The 25,491-nt window shown below is 61.7% G+C and carries 21 protein-coding genes; 13 read left to right on the forward strand and 8 right to left on the reverse strand.

What is annotated here, in order from left to right; translation table 11 throughout:
- Positions 1-156 precede the first annotated feature (156 nt).
- The 7 genes from MWN76_RS02490 to MWN76_RS02525 all read left to right on the forward strand — a co-directional run bounded on the left by MWN76_RS02490 (position 157) and on the right by MWN76_RS02525 (position 9,605).
- Positions 157-303 (forward strand): hypothetical protein, encoded by a 147-nt coding sequence (locus tag MWN76_RS02490; RefSeq protein WP_250459048.1) that lies wholly within the window; start codon positions 157-159, stop codon positions 301-303.
- A 522-nt stretch (positions 304-825) separates the two neighbouring features.
- Positions 826-1,935, forward strand: a complete 1,110-nt coding sequence (locus MWN76_RS21115) for a lytic polysaccharide monooxygenase (RefSeq protein ID WP_345780042.1) — start codon at positions 826-828, stop codon at positions 1,933-1,935.
- 272 nt (positions 1,936-2,207) lie between these two features.
- Positions 2,208-2,969: an OmpW/AlkL family protein gene (locus MWN76_RS02505; protein WP_250459050.1), complete on the forward strand. Its 762-nt coding sequence runs from the start codon at positions 2,208-2,210 to the stop codon at positions 2,967-2,969.
- A gap of 42 nt (positions 2,970-3,011) precedes the next feature.
- Entirely contained in the window at positions 3,012-5,480 is a 2,469-nt protein-coding gene (locus tag MWN76_RS02510; RefSeq protein ID WP_250459051.1) for an autotransporter family protein, read from the forward strand.
- A gap of 49 nt (positions 5,481-5,529) precedes the next feature.
- Positions 5,530-6,807 (forward strand): MFS transporter, encoded by a 1,278-nt coding sequence (locus tag MWN76_RS02515; RefSeq protein WP_250459052.1) that lies wholly within the window; start codon positions 5,530-5,532, stop codon positions 6,805-6,807.
- Positions 6,808-6,873: 66 nt separating this feature from the next.
- A complete protein-coding gene (locus MWN76_RS02520; protein ID WP_250459054.1) occupies positions 6,874-7,737 on the forward strand; it encodes a DUF1853 family protein in 864 nt (287 codons plus the stop codon).
- 98 nt (positions 7,738-7,835) lie between these two features.
- Positions 7,836-9,605 (forward strand): hypothetical protein, encoded by a 1,770-nt coding sequence (locus MWN76_RS02525; protein WP_250459056.1) that lies wholly within the window; start codon positions 7,836-7,838, stop codon positions 9,603-9,605.
- A 57-nt stretch (positions 9,606-9,662) separates the two neighbouring features.
- Here MWN76_RS02525 and MWN76_RS02530 read toward each other — a convergent pair whose 3' ends face one another.
- Positions 9,663-11,627, reverse strand: a complete 1,965-nt coding sequence (locus tag MWN76_RS02530) for an alpha/beta hydrolase family protein (RefSeq protein WP_250459057.1) — start codon at positions 11,625-11,627, stop codon at positions 9,663-9,665.
- A complete protein-coding gene (locus MWN76_RS02535; RefSeq protein ID WP_250459059.1) occupies positions 11,624-12,271 on the reverse strand; it encodes a hypothetical protein in 648 nt (215 codons plus the stop codon). The genes MWN76_RS02530 and MWN76_RS02535 overlap by 4 nt, the downstream gene beginning before the upstream one ends.
- A gap of 146 nt (positions 12,272-12,417) precedes the next feature.
- On the opposite strand from MWN76_RS02535, the gene MWN76_RS02540 reads away from it, so the two are divergent.
- The 5 genes from MWN76_RS02540 (at position 12,418) to MWN76_RS02560 (ending at position 16,887) form a co-directional block, all read left to right on the forward strand.
- Positions 12,418-12,963: a GbsR/MarR family transcriptional regulator gene (locus MWN76_RS02540; protein WP_250459061.1), complete on the forward strand. Its 546-nt coding sequence runs from the start codon at positions 12,418-12,420 to the stop codon at positions 12,961-12,963.
- 103 nt (positions 12,964-13,066) lie between these two features.
- Entirely contained in the window at positions 13,067-14,452 is a 1,386-nt protein-coding gene (locus tag MWN76_RS02545; protein ID WP_250459062.1) for a cytochrome ubiquinol oxidase subunit I, read from the forward strand.
- Positions 14,453-14,463: 11 nt separating this feature from the next.
- Positions 14,464-15,468 carry a cytochrome d ubiquinol oxidase subunit II gene (gene cydB, locus MWN76_RS02550; RefSeq protein ID WP_250459335.1) on the forward strand — a complete coding sequence of 335 codons (1,005 nt, stop codon included), beginning with the start codon at positions 14,464-14,466 and terminating at the stop codon, positions 15,466-15,468.
- 347 nt (positions 15,469-15,815) lie between these two features.
- Positions 15,816-16,505, forward strand: coding sequence for a TetR/AcrR family transcriptional regulator (locus tag MWN76_RS02555; protein ID WP_250459063.1), 690 nt, complete (start codon positions 15,816-15,818; stop codon positions 16,503-16,505).
- A gap of 130 nt (positions 16,506-16,635) precedes the next feature.
- A complete protein-coding gene (locus MWN76_RS02560) occupies positions 16,636-16,887 on the forward strand; it encodes an HP1242/YdcH family protein (protein ID WP_250459064.1) in 252 nt (83 codons plus the stop codon).
- 39 nt (positions 16,888-16,926) lie between these two features.
- Here MWN76_RS02560 and pelA read toward each other — a convergent pair whose 3' ends face one another.
- The 5 genes from pelA to MWN76_RS02585 form a co-directional block, all read right to left on the reverse strand.
- Positions 16,927-18,105, reverse strand: a complete 1,179-nt coding sequence (gene pelA, locus MWN76_RS02565; protein ID WP_250459065.1) for a pectate lyase — start codon at positions 18,103-18,105, stop codon at positions 16,927-16,929.
- Positions 18,106-18,251: 146 nt separating this feature from the next.
- A complete protein-coding gene (locus tag MWN76_RS02570) occupies positions 18,252-18,890 on the reverse strand; it encodes a hypothetical protein (RefSeq protein WP_250459066.1) in 639 nt (212 codons plus the stop codon).
- Positions 18,891-18,894: 4 nt separating this feature from the next.
- The gene (locus tag MWN76_RS02575; protein ID WP_250459067.1) at positions 18,895-20,301 is read right to left on the reverse strand and encodes a selenium-binding family protein; all 1,407 of its coding nucleotides are present in this window, start codon (positions 20,299-20,301) and stop codon (positions 18,895-18,897) included.
- Between the two features lie 126 nt (positions 20,302-20,427).
- Positions 20,428-20,643 (reverse strand): hypothetical protein, encoded by a 216-nt coding sequence (locus MWN76_RS02580; RefSeq protein ID WP_250459068.1) that lies wholly within the window; start codon positions 20,641-20,643, stop codon positions 20,428-20,430.
- A 64-nt stretch (positions 20,644-20,707) separates the two neighbouring features.
- Entirely contained in the window at positions 20,708-22,924 is a 2,217-nt protein-coding gene (locus MWN76_RS02585; protein ID WP_250459070.1) for a S9 family peptidase, read from the reverse strand.
- A gap of 224 nt (positions 22,925-23,148) precedes the next feature.
- Between MWN76_RS02585 and MWN76_RS02590 the strand changes: the two genes are divergently transcribed.
- On the forward strand, positions 23,149-23,346 hold the full coding sequence (locus tag MWN76_RS02590) for a hypothetical protein (protein ID WP_250459072.1): 198 nt from the start codon (positions 23,149-23,151) through the stop codon (positions 23,344-23,346).
- Positions 23,347-23,479: 133 nt separating this feature from the next.
- Here the strand turns inward: MWN76_RS02590 and MWN76_RS02595 are convergent, their stop codons facing one another.
- Positions 23,480-25,477, reverse strand: a complete 1,998-nt coding sequence (locus tag MWN76_RS02595) for a tetratricopeptide repeat-containing sulfotransferase family protein (protein WP_250459074.1) — start codon at positions 25,475-25,477, stop codon at positions 23,480-23,482.
- Positions 25,478-25,491: the final 14 nt, after the last annotated feature.

Consider the following 25,491-nt stretch of genomic DNA (forward strand, 5'->3'; position numbering starts at 1 on the left):
CGATCCACAATCCCGGGCTCCGAAACCCGGGCTATTAACCTTCCACCTTCCCGCCGGTGCCCGCTGCGCGGTGGTATCGGGTCTGTACTATAGTTCTGCCGGCGGGGGCGACAGCTCCCGGTGCCGAAGGGGCAGGATGGACTGGGAGACACTCGGGTGAAGAAATTCGTCTACATCATCTTTATCGTACTGATCATTCTCGCTTTTGGCCGCTTTTTCGTCAGCCCGGTCGATGCGCACAACCGGACTGCCGCGGCGATCGAACCACCGGAACTGCCCGTACCGGAGCCGTTACAGCGCTGATTCCTGCGACCGCTTTCGACGGCATCAACTCTATGATGGGATTCGTGTGCTGGTTCGCACCTGGCAAAAATGCTGCCATTTTGGCGCCTAACACCCTCGCCATTCGAGCCCTGCCGGATTAATGTCGGTGCGACAAAAGGTCGCAGCCAGGGGCACCAAATTCCGGACCAGACATGGAATCCATGCCTCCCACAGTAAGAAGATGGCAGCGCCCCGGAAATAAAATTAATTTCAATAGCTTTTCGCTCTCACCAACCTGACCGGCATTGCTGCCGGGCACATCATTCCGCACAAAAAAACAAACGGGTCATTTTGGAGCCCGAGACAAGCGGAAGCGTATTTGCGAACCGTCCACAGCGGGCCCGATCAGCCCATGGGTGCCTTTCGACCCGTCCGGGACCAACGCAGATACACCGATCTACAACATTCAGCCAACACTTCAACGCCCGGTATACAGGATCTGTCGGTCACCGGGCGTGAAGAGGCTTCAGTCAAAACAATAACCTGATAAGGATCGCGATGATGAAGATACGATTTCGCAAACGCTATATACCGGTGCTGTCCCTGGCCCTGGCCGGGGGGCTGGCATTTGGCCACGGCCTGATGGTGGATCCGCCCGCGCGCAATGCGCACTGCGGGCTGAACGAACCGGCGGACCAGGCAACCACACCCGCCTGCGTGGAAGCGGCCCAGGTCGATGCCAACGGCATGTACCAGTTCATGAGCGTGCTCACCCACACCCGTGGTAAGTCCGAAGGTACCAGTACCAATGTCTGCGGCTTCGACAGTGAAACCTGGAGCGGCGGGCCCACGCCCTGGGACCACCAGTTCGACTGGCCCACCAGCGAAATGAGCGCCGGTTCCCAGACCATCACCTGGAATATCAGCTGGGGCCCGCACTGGGACGACACCGAGGAATTCAAGTACTGGATTACCCGCCCGGGCTTCGACTACCAGGTGGGCGGCAGCCTGTCCTGGAGTGACTTTGAGGCCGAACCATTCTGTGTGCTGAACTACGACGATACCAACCCGACCGGTAACCCCAACGTGGTTGCGGAGAAAAGCGCAAACCTGTTCCACACCACCTGTGAAGTTCCCGAGCGCTCCGGTCGCCATATCATCTACGGCGAGTGGGGCCGAAACTACTTTACCGACGAGCGCTTCCACGGCTGTGTCGACGTGAGCTTCGACGGCGGCGGAACCGGCTCGAGCTCCTCCTCTTCCAGCAGCAGTTCATCCAGCAGCAGTTCATCCAGCAGCTCCTCCTCGAGTTCCTCGTCCAGCAGCTCGTCGAGCAGCAGTTCTTCCAGTTCCAGCGGCGGAACCGGCGGCGTTGCCTGTGAGTATGTCGTCTCCAACGAGTGGAACAACGGCTTTACTGCCGAGATCCGCCTCACCAATACCGGCACGACTCCGGTCGATGGCTGGAACGTGAACTGGGAGTATACCGATGGCAGCTCTGTACTCAGCTCCTGGAACGCGGCGATCAGTGGCACCAACCCCTACTCCGCTACCGGCATCGGCTGGAACGACACCATCAACGCCGGCCAGACCGTATCCTTCGGCCTGCAGGGCGAAAAAGGCAGTAATGATCTTGAAGTTCCGACAGTCACCGGGGACGTCTGTAACTGATCATTTGCCAATGAAAAGTCCGGCCTCTCCCGCTGGGGAGGCTTGATTGCCTGCGCCGCCCGCTTCCGAGTGGGCGGCGTTTTTCATTCCGCTCCCACCGCTGGCGCAGTTCCTTTCTCACGCCGTCCGGATTCCCACCAAAAGCGACACAGCCTGCTACTTTTTAGTGTTACTTCAAAGGCGATTAATTCGCCGGCGCTGGCGTCTCCAGGAGCCGGCGGGCAAACGGATAATTTGTAGTCCGGACCACGGACATCCAGACGGAGTTGACCATGAAGCCCATGCGCACTGTCGCCGCTCTCTGCATGGTTTTTTTCATTTCGCTGTCTCCGCCCCTCAGCGCACAACCGGACTGGCGGGATGTGGACTGGGGGGAATTCATCGTCCGCATCGGCGGCAGCTACCTGCACCCGGACGAGGATTCCACCTCGCCCAAGTTCCGCGTGTTGCAACACTGGGATCTCTACAACACCCGTTGGGAGGTGGATAGCGACATCACCTGGAATATCAGTGGCGTCTGGCGGCCGGACGAACACTGGGGGGCCGAGCTGATACATATCAACGGCGCCCGCTACAATACCGAGCTGAGCGGCTTCACCGGCATCCCCGGGCGCACGGCCATCGGGCTGGGGTATTTCCAGGCCACCTCCACCAGTGCCTTTGCCAACTGGTATCCCCTCGGCGCCGATTGCCTGGGGCGCCCCTATGCCGGCCTCGGTGTCACCTACACCGACTTTCACGATATACAGCTGAACCCGGAGCTCAACGCCTTCCTCAGAAATACCGACCTGGCCACCGGCAATGGCAAACTGAGCCTGGGTTATTCCTGGGGCTGGGCCGCGCAGGTGGGTGTGGATTTCAGTTTCGGCCGCAATCACAGCTGGCTCGTCAACGCGGCGGTGCTCTACTTCCAGTCGGATTCCGATGTCACCATCAGCTTTCCCACCCGGCTCGGCCACGACCGCCTCTACGCGGATTTCGACTACGACCCCTGGACCCTGAACCTGGGTATCGGCTACCGGTTCGATCTATAGCATCGGTGGAACAACGGCCACGGCAATAATGCGGGAATCATCGTGGACAGCAGAGACAGAAAATCCGGGCAGAGAAAACTTTTCCGGCGCCGGTTCTGGCCATTCCTCGGGCTGTCCGCCATCGCGCTCAGCGGTTTTGGCGATCGCAGCTGGGCCGAGTGCACACCGGCTAATACCGGCACCCCCGGCGCAGACCACATCACCTGCGACGCCGACAACGACGCCGAAGGCGCGGATGTGGAAAGCTTTGCTGGCGACGACATCCTGAACCTGGACGGCGGCACCATCGGCAGCGTCTTCGCCGGCAGCGGCAACGACACCATCAACCTGATCGTCGAGGAGGAAGATAATATTCCCGATGTCGACGAGACCAATTACGACGAATTGGAGGAAGAGGATTTCACCGATATCGGAGGTATTACCGACAACGCCGTCGTAATCGAAAATATCATCGACGCCGGTTCCGGCAACGACACTGTTATCCTCAACAATCGCAAGGCGGATATCGGCGATTTCATGAATGGTGGCGGTATCGATGCCGGCTCCGGAAACGACACCATCGAATTGCTGGACGGCCTGACTTTTTATATCTGGGGCGGCAGTGGCGACGACAATATCACGCTCGACGGCGCCTATGTGTACAACTATATCGATGCCGGTGACGGCGACGACACCATCTACTGGGACGAGGGCGTCACCAACGAAGTCCGCGGCGGTCCCGGCTCCGACACCGTCAGGATTGATGCCTACGCCTACGAAAGCGGCCCACTGCTGGACGGCGGCGACGATCTCCACGCCGGCGACGGCCAGATAGATACCCTCACCTTCCTGCTCGATTTCAAGCAGGACGGCAGGCTGCTGAGAAACTGGGAGCGGATCGTCATCTGGGGCAGCTCAAAGATGGAGTTCTTCGGTTCGCTCAATGTCGGCGGCGGCGTCGACGCCGACGGCAACGACCTGGGCCTCGATATACTTTTCGGTGGCCTAGTGCAGTTTATTCCGCAACGCTTTGTCGTCACCGGGAATATCGCCAACGCCGGCACCCTCGACCTGGCGCACAACAACCGCTTCGACCGGCTGATACTGCGGCGGGATGCCGACGGCAACTACGGCAGTTATATCGGCAACGGCGGCCGGCTGTGGCTGGATACCAGGCTGTACGATGACGGCTCCCCAACAGACCTTGTCACCATCGGGGGCGACACCTCCGGCCGCACCTCGGTGCGGATTACCAACCGCGGCGGCAGGGGCGCGGTCACCACCGGCGACGGTATCCGTATCGTGGCGGTGCAGGGGAATTCCGCCGCGAACGCTTTCGTGCTGGACGGCGACTTCGTCTCCCGGGACGGCCAGCCAGCGACCGTCGGTGGCGCCTACGCCTACACCCTCCACCACAACGGCATCACCGACCCGGCGGACGGCGACTGGTACCTGCGCTCGGTGTTCACCAACAGCGACTATTTTCCCGGTGAGGGCAGCATGCCGCGCTGGCAGCCGGGCGCCGTGATGTACGAGTCCTACCCGCAGATACTGCGCTCACTGAACCAGCCCGATACACTGCGCCAGCGCGTGGGCAACCGCTTCTGGGTGGGTTCGAGTTACAAGGACGTGGGTGTTTGCGACTACGCCGACTCGGTCGAGAAAACCATCGACGGCGGCGGGGCCTGGATGCGCGTCGTCGCCGAACGCCGGGAAATGGAATCGGAGGAATCGACCACCCGCGCCAACTGGACACAGGATTTCTACAAACTGCAATTGGGCGTGGACGTACCGCTCAATTTTACCGTGCGCGGTACCCAACCGATCGCCAGCGTCGCGCTGCACTACGGCGACTCGGATACCGATGTGGAGTCCTTTTTCGGCGATGGCGATATCGACGTCGAATACTATGGTGCCGCCAGCTACCTCACCTGGTACGGCATCGACGGCAGCTACCTGGACACGCAACTGCACCTCAACTGGTTCAACAGCGAGATCGAACCCGACGACCTGCGCCGGCTGAGCGGGAGAAACGACGCCTTCGGCTACGCCCTGTCGGTCGAGGGCGGCCGCAGCTTCAAACTCGGTGGTCACTGCAATATCACCCCCCACGCCCAGCTGTCCTACTCGTCGGAGGAGGCGGACGATATCCGCGATGTCTACGGCACCAAGCTGACCGACGTCAATAACAACGGCTTCCGCGCGCGCATCGGTGCCACCTTCGACAACCGGGTAACACAACGCAAGGCGAAGCAACCCGTGTTCGGCAGCCAACTGCTGGAGCGCTTCACTGTTTACGTCACCCCCAGCGCCATCTACAACATTCGCGACCAGACCGATGTGCGCGTATCCGGCACCAGACTGATCCAGGACCGAGACGACTGGCGCGGCGAGCTGAGTATCGGCGCCACCTACGACGAGTGCGGTGACTACTGCTCCGTATACGGCGAACTCAAGCTGTCCAGCAGCCTGGAGAATTTCGGCAAGAGTAACAGCGGCGGGCTCTATTTCGGTTTCCGGTTTAAATGGTGATTCCCCGCCCCACGCCCACACCAACCGCGCAGGTATGAAGGTATAGCGCGTGAACTACAACCGGCGCATCATCTGGAGCTGGGCCCTCTACGACTGGGCCAATTCCGCCTTCGCCACGGTGGTGCTGGCAGGCTTTTTCCCGCTGTTATACCAGGACTTCTGGAACGCCGGGGTCGACGCCGCCACGGCCAACCTGCGCCTCGGCTGGTCCAACGCCGCCGCGTCGCTGCTGCTGGTACTCAGCGCGCCACTGATCGGCGCTGTGGCCGATGCGGCCGGCGCGCACAAACGCATACTTTTCCTGTTCGCCGCACCGGCCATGGTCGCCACCGCGGCGCTGGCACTGGTACCGGAGGGGGCCTGGATCACGGCGTCAGTACTGTTTGCCTGCGCCACCCTCGGATTCATGGGCGCCAACCTGCTGTACGATGCACTGCTGGTCAGCGTGGCGCCGCCAGACCGCTGGCACGCGGTATCGGGGCTGGGCTTCGGTCTCGGCTACCTGGGCGGCGGGCTGCTGTATCTCGTGTGCGTGATCGGTACCCTCCGGCCGCAACTGTTCGGCCTGGCGAGCGGCACCGAGGCTGCCCTCCACGCCTTCACCCTGACGGCCATCTGGTGGGCGATTTTCTCACTGCCCCTGCTTCTGCTGGTGCCGGAACCCGGCCGGCGCAACAACGCAGCGACGGGAACGCCCTGGCGCGCGGGTGCCGTACAGGTGTGGCAGACACTGCGCCGGCTGCGTCGCCACCGCACCATCGCCCTGTTCCTGTTCGCCTACTGGCTGTATATCGACGGCGTCGGCACCGTGATCCGCATGGCCGTCGCCTACGGCCGCGCGCTGGGCTTCGAGCGTTCGGACCTGATCCTGGCGTTGCTGCTGGTACAGTTTGTCGGCTTCCCCGCCGCCATCGCCTTCGGCCACCTGGGCGAGCGCATCGGCCCCCGCCGCGGTATCTATATCGGCCTGGCGGTCTATATCCTGGTCTGCCTCTGGGGGGCGCTGATCCGCTCGCCGTGGGAGTTCTTCGTGATCGCGGTGTTGGTGGGGCTGGTACAGGGCGGCATCCAGGCGCTGAGCCGCTCCGCCTACGCGCGGCTGGTCCCGGCCAGCCGCAGCGGTGAGTTTTTCGGTTTCTACAACCTGATGGGAAAATTCGCCGCTCTGCTGGGCCCGCCGCTGTTCGGGCTCTTCGGCACCTGGTTCGGGGACGTGCGCTATTCGATGCTGTCGCTGATACTGCTGTTTGTGGCCGGCGGGCTGGTGCTGTCGCGGCTGCCGGACTCGGCCTTCGGAGACGCCGGCAATCGACCACCTTCCCAATAGCAGCGGGGCACTTCAGAATACTCCCGTCCCGACACCCCTGACCAATAACCCCAAGTAAACAGCCGTATGCCGGAAGCCAATCACTGGAACAACCTGCTCTGGGCAGTGACAACAGAAGACATCTCCCGCGACAGCAGCCTGCCCTGGCTGCCGCGGCCGCGCCGGGATGCGGTGAACGACTACTTTTCCCGCGCCGATATCCGCGACAGACTCGCACCCGCTCTGGAAGCCTCCATTCGCCGGTGCGACGAACAACAGAAAAACACCAGGCTGGGCGCCTATTTCGAGAACCTGTGGGAATTTGCTTTCACCCGGCACCCGGACTATCGGCTGCTGCACCGCAACCTGCCACTGCGCGCCGACGGGTGCACGCTGGGCGAACTGGATTTTGTCGTACAACACCTGCCCAGCGGTGCCACGGAACACTGGGAAGTGGCGGTCAAGTTCTACCTGCAGGTGGAAGGGAATTACTGGGTGGGTCCCGGGCTGCGCGACCGGCTGGATATCAAGCTGGCGCGGATGCGGGATCACCAGCTGCCGGTTATCGGACGGCCGGAGGCACAATCGCTGTTGTGGCAACAGGCTGTCCGGGTCGACCGCCAGTGGTGCCTGGTGCCCGGTCGGCTTTTCACCCCGCTGCGACTGGGTGCCGGCCGCGAGGGCCAGTACTGGTGGGCCGACCGGCAAACCTTCAGCCGCCACCTGGAGCAGTTGGAAGAATCTGTCGAGTGGCTGCCGCTCCACAAGCGCTGCTGGTTGTCCAAGGTCTGCGACCGGGGTGAGACCGACGAACCCTGTCGCCAGCTGACAAGCGCACCGCTCCACAACCCGCTCTGTGTCGCCGGCCTGCGAGACGGCCGGGAAATCAGTCGCGGCTTTATCGTTCCCGATGACTGGGCCGCGCGGGCACACGGCTCGCTGCCCGGCTGACCTCTACCACACTGCGGGCGGCCCCACGGCATTTTTCTTGGCCATCGGCATTTCCGGTACAATCAGGCACACCAATAACAAACAGCAACGGGGGATTCATGATTTCCGGAAAAACATGGGCCAGGGTGGGGGTTTTGACCCTGGCCGCACTGGCAACACTGCTGGCCGGCTGTGCCGGGCAGGTCAATATGGTACCCACACTTTCCGAGGAGACCGTCGTGCAGCCCAACCAGGGGCTGATGGTCGCCAGGGTGGTCAATGCCAGCGGTTATCCGCTGCCGTTCAACCAGTTGACCCTCGATCCGGAGAACCTGAACGAATCCACGAAAATCAAACCCGAAAGGCTGAGCGCACTGACCGATCAGCGCAACAGCAGCACGGTATTCGCTGCGCCGCTGAAATCCGGCAAGTACGCCCTCAGCAGTATCCGCGCCTTCCACAGCAACGGTAACTTCTGGTATTCCCGCTTCGCCTCGACCACGGCAAAGTTCGGCACTTTCGAGGTATCGCCGGGACAGGTGACCGACCTGGGCACCATCATCTACTACCCCAAATCCCAGGGCGATCGCTACGTCAATATGCTTATGCGGCGCCCCGCCGCCGAGCCCGCCGACACCCTGCAACGCTACTTTCCCTTTTACGACTTCGACCTGGATGCGGTTAGCGGCTGGGATCAGGACGAACGCGACATGGAGCGCAATACCGCCTATGTATCGGCGGCCCGCAACCCAGTCACCTACAACGACAAGTACCTGGCCCCCGACGGCAGCCTGTACTTCGTCGGCAAGCTGGGGATCATCATCAAACGCGACCCGCAGGGCGACTGGCAACTGGATGCGGTGCATACCAATATCGACCTGCACACCGTCGCTGCCAGCGAGCGCGGAGACCTGGTGGTGGCCGGTGAAGAGGGCAAGGTCTTTGTCAAACCGGCGGGTGGCGAATGGCAGGATCGCTCAATCGACCACCGCAATTACATTCACCAGGCCCTGTTCACGGACGACAACCGGGTCGACCTGCTGACCAGCCGCGACAGCCTGCTGAGTGTCATGCGCGGCTCCGGCGATGGGGATTGGCAGACGGTTGCGAGCTTCCGCGCAGGGTACGGCTGGTACGACGCGAACAACGACATCACCTTTTCCACAGCCAGTGACAACAGCGGCAAGCGCGCACCCAGCCCCCGCGATATCGACGTTGTCTCCCTGAAGCGGGTGCAGGGTCGCAATGAACTGTTTATTCGCACCCTCGCCCGCTACGAGAGCCACCTGTTCAGCAATGGCAGGCTGGAGACCTTCCTGGTGGAGCCGGAGACATGGCGCATCACCGGTAGCGGCAATACGGACGAGTACTCATCCGTGATCGACGCCGGCAACACCCAGCTGGCAATCAAGGAAGCCGGATTCTGGAGCTGGGATGGCAAGCCAGACTTCCTGCGCCTAAACCGCGAAAACAACCGCTGGGAGGAAATCACCACCAGGATCCGCTCCTGCCCGGGCGACCTGCAACTCCAGGGCAGCTCTTGCGACGCGGGGAACGGCCGCGAGTACAGGGCCGAGGTGGAGTCTTTCAGTTTCAGCAGCACGCCCTGGTTCAAGAACAGCGACGAGGCAATCGCGATCGCCCTGTTCCGGGAAAAATCCGCGGAAACCGGCGAGTACGAACGTGTGCCCCGCATCATCGAGACCAGCGATGGCGGCAAACACTGGAGCAAGACCGACCGCACACTGCCGGCCAGGTACTGCGGCACGCTGATCCCGGATCTGAAGGACCACCTGCTGCTCACCTGCAAAGGCGGCTCCAGCGATTTTTACGAGTCCTTCGACGAAGGCGAAACCTGGCAACATGTCAGGCAGCACGAAAACTTCTGACAGGAAACCCGGGGCCGTCGTTATCGGCCCCCCCCTTACACTCATCGCAAAGCATCGTCAGCGGCTTTCTGCCAGATTGGTGTCGACAAAGCTTTTCAGCCTGGTGAACAGCGCCGCCTTTGTTTCCGCCCCGCCAAAATCGTGGCCGACCCCGGGCTCGAAGTACCATTCAAACGGCTTGTCGAGTCTCTGCAGCATCAGTTTCAGGCGGTGGGAATGCTCCGGGTCGACCACTTTATCTTCGCCGCCATGGGCAATCAGCAGCGGACGGGTAAACCGCTCCGCCAGGTATACCGGGGAAATGGCTTTCAGCTGTTCGTACTCCCGCGCCGGATCGCCGACGTATTCCCTCGTCCACTCGACCTGCCGCTCGGAAAGGCGCGGCGAGTTGAGCATCAGGTTCACGTCCGTCACCCCCGCGACGCTCGCCGCACAGCGATAGAGTTCCGGGTGCAGTATCGACAGCATGGCTGAGGCGTAACCACCATAGCTGATGCCCAGGGCACAAACGCGGTTTGCATCGACTTCCCGCCGCCCGGTTACGGCGAGTGTCGCCCGGTAGATATCTTCCAGTATCAGGCCACCCCACTGCTTTTTACCCGCCTCTTTCAGCGCCTCGCTGTAACCGCTGGAACCCCGAAAGTTCACCCTCAGGACCGCGTAGCCGGCGGCGGCGAAGTACTGGGTTATCGGGTCGTAATTGCGGTCGTCGAACACGTCCACCGGTCCGCCGTGGGGCAGCACGATCAGGGGGAATTTCCCCGGGCCCGCGGGCAGGGTCAGGAGGTAGGGGATCTCCAGCCCCTCGACCTCAACCCTGTCCTCCACCAGCCGGCTGTCTATCTTTCCACTCAGTGCCGGGTACTGGGAGCCGACGTGGCGGGGCTGCTGACTGCCGCGAAAACGCAGCAGGTATTGCCCGGGAAGATCGTGGCCCTCGCGATACTGCAGGCGCACGGCGTCGTCACTGCTGCGGTCCAGGTCGAGTGTGAATTCATCGCCGGACACCCGCACCGAGGGCGTCACGCCCTCTACCTGCCTGAAGTACTCGTCTACCAGGGTGGCGTTGCGCAGGGTCCGGGCACCGATCAATGTTCCATCCTCCGGCGACAGGATCAGGTCCACGATCTTGTAGGAATCCACCTTCCGGACCAGCTTCTCGGTATCCCGGGCAAAATCCAGCAGGTAGATACTGCGCTCCTCTTCCTCGTTGAAATCCAGCCCGTAAAACTTGCCGGTTTCTCCCGCCAGGGCCACCGGGATCACCCTGCGGCTCTCCTCCTGCCCATCGGGGCTATCGGTCCAGCGGTATATCAGCTCCGCCCCGCCTTCACCGCCTTCACCGCCAAAGGTACTCAGGCTCAATTCCCCCTCGCGGTCAAAGTGCAGCGCCGCGCGCACCTCGCCCTGCCGGTCGAAGAACCAGCGCACGGCATAGCCCTCCACCGAGCAGACCTCGTTGGAGGGAACGAACTGGCCCCCATCCACCGCCGCCAGCTTATTCAGTTTGCCGGGAGCACTGAGCCGGGCGGTATCGATCCGATAGACTTTCGAGTAACTGCCGCTTTTGGCAAACAGGAACTTGCCCGGCTCCGCAGGCAGCGGATCCACCAGCCAGCCGCGGGTCAGGATCTGTTTCAACACCGGCTCGCCGCCGCCGACATCAGCCACAAACCACTGGCTGCTGGTCCTGGTATCCAGCAAGTCCTCGATACCTTTCTTGACAGCGGTGACCTGGAAGATGATGTGCCGGTTGTCGATCCAGTCCCATGCGCGGATGGTGGCTTCACGCCCCGGTATATCCCCTTCCTCCACCAGCAGCCGGCGCGCATCGTCAGCGACCGCGCGCACCTCCAGCAACTGCATACCGTCGCGGTAGCGTATCGCCGCCACCCGCTGGCCATCGGGGCTCAGGTTTGCAGACGTGTAATCCGGTTGCGTAAAAAACTGCGCCGCCGGCACCTCGGCCGAAGCCGGCGGGGCCAGCAGGCAGGCCAGCAACAGAAAAATTCTGTACTTCATCGGGCACTCTCCCCTGTACTCTTCCCAGCACTCTCCCCGACGCTGTCGGCTGCAATTAACGCGCGGAAGAAATCGTCGCGATAGCCGGCGTTGAAGCTCAGTGGACAATCGATCAGCAGATCGGGCATGGCCGCCTCTATTTCCGGTTTCCTGATGGCAATGCGATTGAGCAGGTTGGTATCCACGGAGTTGGAGGCGCGCTCCTTGCGGATCTCCACATCGCCGATGTAATTGGTCCTGCCCTCCTCGATGACAAACCGCCAGTTTGCCGCCAGATCGGTGCCCATCCAGTAAGGCAGGTCGTAATAGGGGGCGTTGACCCGGGTGAACTGGTATTGCCCGGCGCGCAGCGGCAGCAGGTAGAAACCCGGCTCCAGGCCCTTCAGGCTGAGCTTGTCGGCCTTGGCCGCGAAACGAACCGGCTCATCCACCTCCAGCGGTTCGGACCCGGCGCGCCGGATCCGGGCAAACTCGAGCGAGGGGGCGCTGCCACCCGCATCGACGTGTACCAACAGGTATCCCTGCCCGGATCCCAACTCCGGAGGCAGCGCCGGGCTGCTCAGGAAATGTGTCGCGGCCTGGACTGACAGTGGCAACAGGCAGAAGATCAGAGAAAATACTATCGTTCTTATGGTTTTCAGCATGGAAATTCGCGCAAAAGGGCGATTCTAGGCAGGATGCTCGCTGGCGGTCAATTGACCCTCTCTGTTTGCATTGTTTACCAATCGGGCATTGACAGGCGCCATTTTGTGTTTACAATTTTCAGAAATTTCTGAAAGTTCATTAAGCAATGAATCTTACCTCCCAGACCCAGGCCTTCGTCCTGCACTTCGGCGAGATGGGCAGCCGATGGGGCTTCAACCGCACCGTGGGGCAGATGTTCGCGCTGCTGACGGTCCACTCGGAGCCGCTCAATGCCGACCAGCTGGCCCAGGCGCTGAAGATCAGCCGCGGCAACGTGAGCATGGGGCTGAAGGAACTGCAGGCCTGGCGACTGGTGGAAATGCACCACCTGCCCGGTGACCGCAAGGATTATTTCACCGCCGCCGGCTCCATCTGGGACCTGGCGCGGACCGTCTTCGAGGAGCGCCGCAAGCGCGAGCTGGACCCCACCCTGACGCTGCTTCGCCAGCTGCTGCTGAATGAGCCGCAGGACGAACAGGAGGCCCAGGCCCAGGAGAGAATGCGCGAAGTCTACAGCCTGCTGGAATTGCTGGACCAGTTTGCCAACACCCTCAGCGGGCTGGATCAGAAAGATCTGCTAAAACTGATGAAGTTGGGTTCGGGAATCAGCAAGTTGCTGCTGAAAGGCAAAGGCGGTTCCAGGAAGCAGTGAGCGCCTGGAGCACAGGGGCGCCTGTCGCGGGCGTCCACCCAACGGCCAGGAGCTGAGACGGCGCGGCACCGAATGTCTTTTAAGCCGACCTGCAGAGGTACCCATGCTAGATACACTGATACTGTCGAGGATACAGTTCGCGGCCAATATCAGCTTTCATATCCTGTTCCCCTCCATCACCATCGCCCTGTGCTGGATCCTCTTCTTCTTCAAGCTGCGCCACGAGCAGACCAACGACCCGGTGTGGATGCGCGCCTATCGTTTCTGGGTCAAGGTGTTCGCACTCAATTTTGCCCTGGGCGTCGTTACCGGCATCACCATGTCGTTCCAGTTCGGCACCAACTGGCCCGGCTATATGGAGACGGTGGGCAATATCGCCGGCCCGCTGCTCGGTTACGAGGTACTGACGGCCTTTTTCCTCGAGGCCACCTTCCTCGGCATCATGCTGTTCGGCATCAACCGGGTGCCCAGCAAGGTCCACACCTTTTCCGCGCTGGTTGTCGCCATCGGCACCACCCTGTCCGCCTTCTGGATCCTGGCGCTGAATTCCTGGATGCAGACACCGGCCGGCTATGAAGTCCGCGACGGTGTCGTCCACGCCACCAACTGGCTGGAAGTCATCTTCAACCCGTCCTTCCCCTATCGATTTACGCACATGATGCTGGCCTCCGGGCTCACGGCCTCTTTCTTTGTCGCCGGGATTTCCGCCTACCGCATTCTCAAGGGCGATAGAAAACAGGCGCCGCGCCTGACACTGAAAACCGGCCTGGTGCTGGCCGCCATACTGGCGCCAATCCAGGCCTTTGTGGGCGACCTGCACGGGTTGAACAGCTTCGAGCACCAGCCGCAGAAGATCGCCGCGGTGGAGGCGGTCTGGAAAACCGAGCGCGGAGCACCGCTGTTGCTGTTTGCAGTGCCGGACGAAAAAGAGCGCACCAACCATTTCGCACTATCCATCCCCCGCGGCGCCAGCCTGATGCTGACCCACAGCCTCGACGGCGAAGTGCGCGGGCTCGACGCGTTCGAGGAGCACCCGCCGGTGAAGCCGCTTTTCTATGGTTTCCGGCTGATGGTCGGCATGGGCCTGCTGATGCTGCTGGTGGCCTGGACCGGGGTCTATTTCCTGCGCAGGCGCGGCGAGCCGCCGCGCTGGTTCCTGAAAGTGGTGGTGGGCATGACCTTCTCCGGCTGGGTCGCGGTGCTGGCCGGCTGGTACGTGACCGAAATCGGCCGCCAGCCGTGGCTGGTGACCGGTGTACTGAAAACCGCCGACGCCGTGACACCGGTCCCGCCGGGACACGTGGGGCTGTCCCTGACCATGTACCTGCTGGTGTATGTCGTGTTGATGACCGCCTACATCCAGACACTCAAGGTCATGGCGATGAAATCGGTCAAGGTCGAGGAGTTCGAGACCGCCGAACCGGAGCGGGCCGGCAGCCTGACGCACCTGCCGCAATCATCCAAGGGCACTCACGGAGGTGAAGCATGAGTGAGAGCGCGATGACATTTGCAGACTGGCTGCCGGTGATTTTCATCGGCCTGATGGGGCTGGCGGTATTGATCTACGCAATGCTCGACGGCTACGACCTGGGTGTCGGCATCCTGTTGCCGATGAGCGAGGACGACGAACCGCAACGGGATACCATGATCGCCTCCATCGGCCCCTTCTGGGACGCCAACGAAACCTGGCTGGTGCTGGCCGTCGGCCTGCTGCTGATCGCCTTTCCCAGCGCGCACAGCGTGGTGCTGACCAACCTGTATATTCCCGCCGCGCTGATGTTGATCGGCCTGATACTGCGCGGGGTTTCGTTCGACTTTCGCGCCAAGGCCGCGGTGGCCCACAAGCTGGCCTGGGACAGGACCTTCAAGCTGGGATCGCTGCTCACCGCACTGACCCAGGGTTATATGCTGGGCCAGTATGTGATGGGATTCGACAGCGGCTGGCAGGCGCAGCTGTTTTCCTGCCTCAGCGCCCTGGGCGTCACCGCCGCCTACAGTTATATCGGCGCCAACTGGCTGGTGATGAAAACCGAACACCAGCTGCAGAACCGCGCGGTGCACTGGGCCAAGCGGGCCGGCCGTGCCACTTTCCTCGGTGTTGTGGCGGTCTCCCTGGTCAACCCACTGGTCAACCCGGGGGTCTTCAGCCGCTGGTTCACCTTTCCGCTGGTGATGTTCGTATTGCTGATTCCGGTGGTCTGCTTCGCCGCCTTCGTATTCAACGACCGTCTGCTGGCGCGTCTGCCGAAGGAGGGCGATCGCTACAGCCAGGTGCCCTTTTTCATCACGGTGCTGATATTCCTGCTCTGCTTTACCGGCCTGGCATTCAGCTTCTTCCCGGACATCGTCCCCGACAGGCTGACGATCTGGGAGGCCGCCAGCGCCCCGGAATCACTGACCTTCATCCTGGTGGGCGCGGTGATCGTCGTCCCGCTGATCCTCGCTTATACCATCTATGCCTACATCGTTTTCAACGGCAAGGCGACGGAACTGGAATACCACTGACCATCCTCCGGAAGCGCCTGGCGCTTCCGGGCTCTTCACACTGAAAACCGATTTCCAGGCCATTGCCAACCTGAATTTCTACTCGGGTTTTCGGACCCGCCCAAGCCGCAAAAACCATTCCATCGCTGCTCCCCAACGACGCTAATCGATATTTTTTTATTAACGGTTGTGTCGTCAATTTGTCGCTTTAAATAACTGGAACTGGCTCACGTAGTGAAAAAAGTACGCTTGCGCTAAGGTGCCACCCTGCAGATAATTGAACGTCGCCAAAAGACAACGAATCTGGCGAATCGGGTTTTGCAGCACGCGGGAATTGGCGTGCGAAGTTACGACGTAGGGATATGACAGTGACCGAACAGCTGAATGGCCGCAGGCGCACCGCCGCACTACCGCGCAAACCACAACGCAAAAACGGTCGCGAGAAGTACGAGAAGCTCCTCGACACCCTCGAGATACTGCTGGCAAACAGGGAGGTGGCCGATATCTCCCTGGCGGACCTGAGCGAAGCCGCCGGCGTTCCCACCGCTTCCGTTTACCACTTCTTCCCCAATCGCGATGCCGGCGTAACCGCCCTGGCCGAACGCTATTTCAACAGCAATCGCACGGACCTGGAGGTCCTCCTGCCCCAGAGCCGCAATTCGAACAGTTGGCAGGACCTGGTCATGCTGTTCTGTGAGCGAGCGCGGGCCTACTACGAATCGAGTGAACCGATACAGAAGCTGAAGTTCGGCCCCGAGGTGAGCTGGGCGGTGCGCGACCTGCTGCAGGAAAACAACCGGCGCCTGGCGCGCGCCATGCGGGACCTGTTGACCCGGGAATTTGAACTGCCCCCCTCCCAGGACTGGGAGGAGCGATTCCTCCTCGCCATCACCATCAACGATGCCTTCTGGTCCCAGTCCTACACCCGTTACAACCAGATCACCGGCCCCATGGCCGCCGAGGGCCGGCGCGCCGCCATCGCCTACCTGAAGCTGTACCTGGGTGAGCTGCTGGAGCGCCGCCAGCCCGCCGAACTGGTGGAGGAAAGCCCGGCCTGAGCGGGCTGGCGCCGGTCTATCCCCGGCAACCGGGCTCTCCATTGAAGGTGCGCCGGGGTTCCAGACAGGTACGAGTCAGTGACGCCGGAAACTACACTTGGGAGGACAGCCACTAGCCGGAGATCCCGCCATGCCGATCGCCTCCCATGCGCTGGAGCAGGACTTTCCCGAATACTCGGAAACCATCAGGCGCCTGAGTGAAGAAGATCTGCAATTCAAGACGGAGAGCGACACCTACCACAAGCTCGACAAGCAGATACGGGGGCTGGAGGAGCGCGGTGTCGCCACCGACGACAATCACTTCAATGCCCTCAAGATCCAGCGCGCCCACCTGAAAGACCAACTGTACCGGCGAATCGCCGACAGCCACCGGGAGCATTGAGCGGCCGGGACAAGTCGACCCCACTACATCCCACCACAGTTAGCGCAAGTGCCGGCGCCGCCAGTCGGCGAAGCGTTTCAGGACTTTCCCGGGGTGCTCCGTATACCAGCCATAGCCGCGCTGGCGCTCCAGCGATATCTCGCTCAGCCGGTAGTGGACACTGCCGTCGCGATCGCCGAACACCGGCCGGTCGGTGCCGATCTCGTAGAAGCGCGCCCAGAGCGCATCGGCATCCGCGTCCTGCAACAGTTCCCTGTAATCGTGTTCATCCCGATCCCAGCGATAGCCGCTTATCCGGTGCGCGGCAAACCAGTTGTGAGCGCTCACTACCAGGCGCTTTATCTCCGGTGACGGCTGTTCCAGGTCCATCAGGAACAGCAGCAGGTCAGCACTTTCCGACGTGGACATGGCCACCGGCTCATAGGCCCGGGCCGAGGCCGGCTCCAGGCTCTGCGGCCGGTGCTGGGCGCCCCAGATCGCGGGGCCGGATGCGCCCGATACCCGGGCCTCGACCAGCATCTGCAGCCCGCGCTGCAGACTGTCTCGCGCCCACGCCCGCAGCACATCCGGCAGGAAACCCAGTCGCGCATCGTCGCCGGCGGCGGCGTGTACGATCCGCAACAGGTTGCTGGTGACCCGGTCGTTGAAGGTGATCAGGTCGTGATAGCCGCCGCGCAGCGGGAAGCTCTGCGGCCAGCCGCCATTGGGATACTGGGCCAGCAGGATCAGCCGCAGGGCCCGCTCCGCCGCCGCACCGTAGCGGCTGTCGCCGGTGGCGCTGTAAGCGTTCACCATCACCCAGAACTGCGTGCTGGTGGCGCCGTTATCGAACGTCGGGATGTAATTCTCCTCGACGCCGTAGGCCTGGCCCGGCGCGCGCGCGGCCTCGCCCATGTCGGTTCGCTTGGACCAACCGCCGGAGGGCGTCTGGAAACTGAGCACGATATCGGCGATGCGACGCCCCTCAGCGGTGCGGTAGAAATCGACTCCCGCCCCCGGATCGAAACCGAAGCGCCTGGCATGGGGCGCGGGCAGTGGTGTTTCCACCTTTGTACGCCGCAGTTCGCTCGCGATCGACAGCCGGTCGCTCTCTCGCAGCTGCGCGGAGAGCACCCGATAGGCCTCCAGTGTCTGCGCCGGCTGCAGCGCGGCCGGCTGCCCGGCGCTACAGGCGGCATACGCCAGCAACAACAATCCAAGCCATCGGTGTGTGCACATTCCTGTCTGCCCCCATTCTTCCCCGGAGTATCGTTTCCTGTCAGGCAGGATTATCACATTGGCCAGACCAAAATAGCCAGCCCACTGGCGGTTTCGATTGCGGCAGTTGCCAGACGAGCGGCCATCGCCAAGCGCCCCGCCGCCGTTCACCCGGCGATCGCCATCAACAGCGCAATCCCGCCGACCAGCAACAGCGCCAGCGCCCAGACAAGGTCGAAATTGATCCATTTCTGCCGCAGCACCGCCAGGCCGAACCTGCGGTAAACCAGCCAGGCGCAGCTCCCCATGACCAGCAGCATCGACAGTGTGTGCAAAGCCACCGCGAGCAACATGGCACCGCTCGCCGACGACACCGGGCCGGTATGGCCGTGATGCCCCGCCGCACCACCGGCCACACCCAGCAACGCGGGTACCAGCATCAGGCCCGCACCGTGGGCGGTGGCCATCAGGAAAGACCACCACAGCAGGTCGAGGCTGCCCACTTTCATGCCCACCCAGCGCGGATGGCGGTAGTAGTTGAACAGTTTATAAGAGCCCAGCCCGAGCAGGGCCGCGGCGGTCAGCCAGCGCAACAGTTCCAGCGAGACATAGTGCAGCCCCGCAAGGACCAGCAGCACTACCGCGATCACCGCCGCGGCGTGGCCGGCAGCAATGGGCAGCAGCGAAAACCAGATGACCCGCCCGCTGCGCTGCTGCAAACCCAGCGACAGGGCAAACAGCCAGCCCATGCCCGGGTTCAGGCCGTGGAAGGCGCCGAAGGCGAGCATGGCCAGCCAGGGGCTCATACTTTCAGGAGGGATAACAGTAGGAGTCCGTTGAGGCGTCACCGCCCTCGAGTCGCACCTGGTGAACCCGGGTACTGCCGAAATCGACAAAGAAATCCGGGTCGATCTCCATGCCGCCGTCCGGATCCACATTCACTTTCACCATCCAGCCCCGCATGCCGTCGGGGTAGAACTGATCGTCCCAGCGGCTGTAGAGGGAATTGGTAAAGTAGACGCGGCGGCCATCGCGGCTGATTTCCACCATCTGCGGTGCGCCCAACAGCTCGCCCTCAGCCCGGGGGTGCCCCCTGCGGTTCAGGATGCCACCGATTTCCACTTTGCCGGTCAGCCTGGGATTGAATGGATCCGATACGTCGTACTGGTGCAACTCGCCGGTGCCCCAGCAGGAGACGTAGAGAAAACGGTCGTCCAGGGAGAGATCGATGTCGGATACCAGTGGCGGCACCGCCTTGAAAGGTTTCAGTGCCGCTGGCAGTGCGTCCTCTTCGGCCGCCACGGCCGGAATCGAGATGACCTTGTCCATCTTCCAGAGCTCCCCATTCTCCCCGTCCCGGCTCCAGGCCCAGATCGAGGCGGAGAGGTCCTCCGTGTTGATCACCACACCGGCAAAACCGTACTGCCGGGTGGGATCGTGGGCCGGGCGCAGCTCCAATACCATCTGGTGCTCCCTGCCCAGGTCGATCGTCTGCTGCAGCCGGCGCCGGCGCAGGTCCCAGAAGTGAATCCGGTGACCGTACTTGTTGGCCAGCAGATCCTCCGGCACCAGGCCGTCCTCAAACTGCGACGGCTTGCCCCACTCGCTGCTGACCAATACATCCTCCGCCAGGTGCCACCAGAAGTCGTAGGCCAGCTCCTGGTCGCCGCGGTGCAGCTCCCAGGGGCCGGTAACATCGAAGTTGAAATGATCCAGCAGGAAAATACCGCCGGGCCCGTCGTCGCCATTTTTCGATCCCATCGCAGAGACGTAAATGGCATCCGGGCCACAGTGCACCGTGTGCGGGCGGCTGTAACCGGATTTTCCGATCACCTCCTGCGGCTCCAGGGTTTTGACAATTTCCGGCCTGCGCGGATCGCCCTTGGTATCGATGATGTAAATTCGCGAACTGCGGATGCCCGGCACCACCAGGTAGCGCCGCTCCAGGTGCGGGTGGGGCGCATAGGGGCACAGCGCGGAACTGCAGGCATTCCAGCCGAAGTGGTGCAGCTCGTCGCCGCTGTTGGGCAGATCCAGCTGGTACACCACCTCGCTGTAGGTATCGGAATCCGGATCCAGGTCCACCACACAGATGGCATCCGGTTTTCCATCTTCGCCGGGATTGAGTGCGGCCACATAGGCGTGGCGCTCCGGCGGCGCCTGCATGGCCATTCTGGCCGAGGGGTAAAAAGACGTATCGGGTTTCCACAGCGCCATGGAGACGGCCCTCCCTGCCGGACGGAGATGGAGTAGCAGTATAGGAACTGCCGCGGCGGGAGCGAATCGTTTTACACGCCATTGTCGGTCGCGCAACAGTTTTTGCCGACAAAAAGCGGGGTTGCCCTATTTCATCAATCGCTGCAGGATTTCCACCAGTTCCCTCTGGTCGATATCCACATACTCCAGTACGCGGCCATACAGCATCGCGGTGGGCACACTGCGGTCGCCCAACTCTCGCTGTGTCTCGTGCAGTACATACAACACAATCCGCTCAACACGGATCAGTCCGTCGCGCACATCGGGAAGGTTGTCCTGGGGCATCCACTGCACCGTGTTCACTCAATCCTGCCTGGCGCTGAGACCAACCAGATCACTGCCATTAACCCGGTCTTCAACAACCGTTTCAACCCTGCGGTGCCTTGAGATGCCGATCAAAGAAATCCCGGATCATGGTATACAGGTGAATGCGCGTCTGCTTTCCGCGCAGGCTGTGTTTCTTGCCGGGATATGTCATCAGCTCGAACTGCCTGCCATCGTCCTGCAGCTGCTTGATCAGTTTGGTGGTATTGGTAAACAGCACATTGTCGTCCGCCATGCCGTGATAGATCAGCAGCGGGCCTTTCAGGCCGTTCGCGTAGGGAAACACCGACGACTCGTGATAGGCATCCGGCACCACGTTCGGGTTGCCCATATAGCGCTCGGTGTAATGGGTATCGTACAGGGACCAGTCGGTAACCGGCGCCCCGGAAACCCCGGCCGTGAAATAATCGCCGGCCTTGAACATCGTCATCAGCGCCATATAGCCGCCGTAGCTGTGGCCGTAGACACCGATACGGTCGCCATCCACGTAGGGCAGCGAGCGCAGGAATTTGACGCCGGTTACCTGGTCATCCACTTCGACGCTACCCATGCGATGGAGGATCGGGTTCTCGAATTCGGTGCCGCGATGGGCGGAGCCGCGGTTGTCCAGGGTGAAAACGATATAGCCCTGCTGCGCCATATACTGGTTGAACTCGCGATCCCAGCTGTTGGTAACCAGCTGCGCATGCGGACCGCCGTACAGATAGACCATGACCGGGTAACGCTTGTCTTCATCGAAGTTGGCCGGCTTGTACATGCGATAGTAAAGGCGGTGTCCCTGCGGGGCCTCGACAGTGCCAAATTCCGGGGCAATCCAGTCCTTCCTGTACGGATACAGGGGGTGACCCTCGACCACCGCGTTTTCCTCCAGCCAGGTTATCTGCTCGCCACCGGCCCGGTGCAGGCTCACCTGCGGTGGCGTGGTGGTGTTGGAAAACTTGTCGATATAACCGGATCCGTCTTTGGAAAACTCGATGTCGTGCATCCCCGCGCGGCGGGAAATCTTCTGCGGCAGGTTATCGCCCTGGCCGTACAGATCCACCGAATAGAGATGGCGCTCCATCGGTGTATCGCGGCGGCCGGTGAAATAGAGCCTGCCGTTTTCCTCATCCACAGCTTCCAGGTTGTCCACCGCCCAGTGGCCATGGGTCAGCTGGCGCACCAGTTTGCCGTCCAGGTCGTACAGGTACAGGTGCTTGAATCCGTCGCGCTCGGATGCCCAGACAAAGCGGTCGCTGTCCTCGAGGAAGCGCAGGTCCTTGTTCAGGTTGATCCAGGTATCGCTGCGCTCCTCGACCACCACGCGATCATCGCCACTCTCCAGGTCAAACAGGTGCAGGTCCAGCTGTTGTTGATCGCGGCTCTGCCATTGATAGCTGAGCAGATTGTCGCGCGCCCATTTTACCCGCGGGATGTAGATGTCCCATTTTCTTCCCAGGTCGATCCAGCGCGTGTTACCGGAATCCAGGTCCAAAACGCCCAGTTGGATTTTCACGTTGGGGCGGCCGGCGGCGGGGTAGCGCTGCTGGATCACATCGATGCGATCGGCATAGATCTCGCTGCGGGTCACTTCGTCCACCGGTGATTCATCCACACGCAGGTAGGCGATGCGGCGATCGTCCGGCGACCACCAGTAACCGGTCATGCGGTCCATCTCCTCCTGGGCGACGAACTCCGCCATACCGTTCTTGATCGGTCCCTCACCGTCGCGGGTGAGCTGGCGCTCTTCACCGGTTTTCAGGTCGACGATAAAGATATCCTGATCGCGGATAAAGGAGACATAGCGGCCCTCCGGCGACACGCGCACATCGGTCTCGAAGGCTTCCGTGTCGGTCAGGCGGCGCGATGTTTTTTTATCGAGATCGTAGTAGTAGATATCTCCGGCCAGCGGGAACAGCAGCGCCCTGCCGTCACTGGACCAAGTGTACTCCATGATACCGCTGCCGTAGATTCGCTGGCGCTCGCGGCGGGCCTTCTCTTCATCGGACAGCGCTTCCTCCCCCCGGTGCAGGGAATCGGAATTCACCAGCATGCGGGTTTTGCCATCGGCGATATGGTATTCCCACAGGTCATAGCGGTTGTAGTCTTCGTCGCGGCCTTTCAGGAAGGTGACCCGGCGGCCATCGGGGGAGTATTCCAGTGCGCGGGGGGCCGCACCACTGAGGGCGGGATCCGAGAACAATCTCTCGATCGTCAACTCTTCTGCAGAAGAAAAACTGGCAAATACGCAGCTCAACAGGATAAGCAATCCTCTTTTCATGGGGCAACTCGTTGTTATCGTCACAAATCGGGCGGGCCCGCCTGCGCGGCACCACAGCAATGATCCCGATTCTACTGCCGGGCACCCGTAAGAGCCACCCGGGCAGCCCACCGGAGGGTAGCCGGTGCGTATCGGAAAATAAGAATTCCCGGCGGAACAAAGTGCGCAATACACAGTCGCAAGTGATACCGAGCGGACACTTTCAGCAATACAGGAGTTCTTTTATGGACGCATTCAAAAAATTAAGCGTGATCGGCTTCACAGCCATGCTGGCAATAGGCGCCGCAGGCTGCGAAAAAGAAAGCGGGGCAGAGAAAGTTGGCGAGCAGATCGACGAAACAATGAACGACATGGGAAATGCCGTTGAAGATGCCTGCGAAGACGTGAAGGAAGAAGCCGGCGCAGAAGACAAGGACTGCTGAGCCCAGCACCCGGACAGGCCCCGGAAATGTAGCCCGGATGGAGCGCAGCGGAATCCGGGCTCCCCGCACAATCGACAGCCGATAAACTCCCGGACTCCGCCGCGCTCCGTCCGGGATCTCCTTCTTTAGAATCCTATATTGCTCCGGGGTAGTCTTTCAGCTCCTCGGACAATATCGTTTTCAGCGGTGCCAGTTCCGCCTCGAAATTTTTCCACTGCTCGGTACCCGCACGGTAAATTGGCTGGCGCACCTGTTCAGCGCTGGGCGTGCGTACGGCGCGCTCTGTCTGGTGGAAATCGATGCAAGTCTGTTCAAACGGCAGGCCGCAGTAATCGAGGATGCGGCGCACCTGCCCCTCCAGGTCTTCGACCACCGATTCATAGTGCACGCGCAACACCTTCTCCGGTAGCACCCTGTCCCAGTGCGCCATCAGGCGCACATAGTCGCGGTAGTATTCGCCCATCTGTTCCAGTCCATAGGTAAACTCCTGACCGTCGGCGAACAGCTGCTTGAAACCGCTGAAGCAGCAGGACAGCGGGTGGCGGCGTGCGTCGATGATCCTGGCGTTGGGCAGCATCAGCTGGATCAGGCCGATATGGCGGAAATTGTTGGGCATCTTGTCGATAAACAGCGGCGCGCCCTGCCGGTGGATACGGGTCTCCTCGATAAACTGCCGGCCCAGCTGCTGCAGTTTTCCCGCATCCAGGTCGTGCAGGACGGCCGGGTAGCGCGGTTCCTCGCTGGCGCGGCGGCGGCCATCCAGGCGGCGGGCCGCGGCCATGATATTGTGCAACTCGAGAGTGCCGTCCACCTGTGAATGGGAGGCAAGTATCTGCTCCAGCAGCGTGGAGCCAGCGCGGGGCAGGCCGACAATAAAAATCGGGTCCGGTGCATCATAGCCGGCGCCGGAAAATTTCTCGAACAGCGCAGGAATGCAGTGTGCTATCTGCAGATCGGTATCGCGGCGGTTCTGCTCGATACTGTAGCGACATTCCTGCTGCTTCAGGGCATTGCCCTGTTCATACCAGCGGAAGGCCCGCGCGTATTCCTTGCGGTCCTCCAACGCCTTGCCCAGTGCAAAACAGAGGTGGTAGCGATCCTCGAGTGCGGTAGTCGCAGCACTTTCCAGTTCGCGCATGCGCTCGATTTCCGTGTCCGCAAAGCGGTAGGTTTTCATATTGGCGAGGCTCCACCAGGCATCGCCAAAATCCGGCTTGGCCCGATAGGCGTCGCGATAGGCGCTGTTGGCCGCCTCTGCATCGCCGATGGTTTTCAGCGCGTGGCCCCGCTGCAGGTGCACACCGTGTAGCTCCGGCGCCTCGGCGGCAATGCGATCGTAGATCGCCAGTGCGGTTTTGTAGTCGCCGACCATGGCACTCTGGGTGGCGAACAGGATTTCCGTGCGGCGGCCGCCCTGGGCTTTCCTGAGAGTTTCCGCCTGCTCCAGCGCGGCGGCGAATTTCTGTCGCTTGCGCAACACGCCGATATAATCGAAACGCGCCTGGTGGAAATCCGGGTAGAGTGCCAGGCAGCTCTCCAGCAGGAAGTCGGCGTCGTCGAGAATCCCCAGTTCGGCACCCACCAGCGCCAGCAGGCGCATGCCTTCAGGGTGGTGTTTGTGTTGCTGCAGGAAGGCGCGGCAGAGCTGCTCGGCTTTGTAGAGCTTGCGCTCGTACAACAGGCTGGCGGCACTGAGCAGTTCCGGCGGCAGTTTCTGCAACTGCTGGTACTGGTGCAGGGCCCGTTCGGCCTCGCCCTTTTCACCCAGGGCCCGCAATGCCAGCGCCAGTCCGCGCCAGCTGGCTTGCAGGGCCGGGTTCAGTTCCACCGCGCGGCGAAACGCGTCGGCAGCCGCTGGGTTGTCGTCCAGCTGCGCGAAATTGTGGCCACGCTCCTGGTATGCGCGGGTGTTCTCGCCGTCGAGTCGCAGCAGTTTTTCCAGTGTCTGTAATGCCTGCGCGTATTCGTCCAGATAGCGCTGGCTGACGGCGAGCAGGTAGAAGACTTCCGGGTCCCGTGGATGGGCGTGCGCGACGGTTTGAGCCAGATCCCGGGCGCGGGAAAAATCGCGCTGTTTCAGCGCACTGCGGATTTCAGACAGGGATTCCGGGTTGGCGGGTTCGGAAGACACTATGGTATCTCGTT

It is taken from the genome of Microbulbifer litoralis (genome assembly GCF_023634065.1).
Taxonomy (GTDB): Bacteria; Pseudomonadota; Gammaproteobacteria; order Pseudomonadales; family Cellvibrionaceae; genus Microbulbifer; species Microbulbifer litoralis.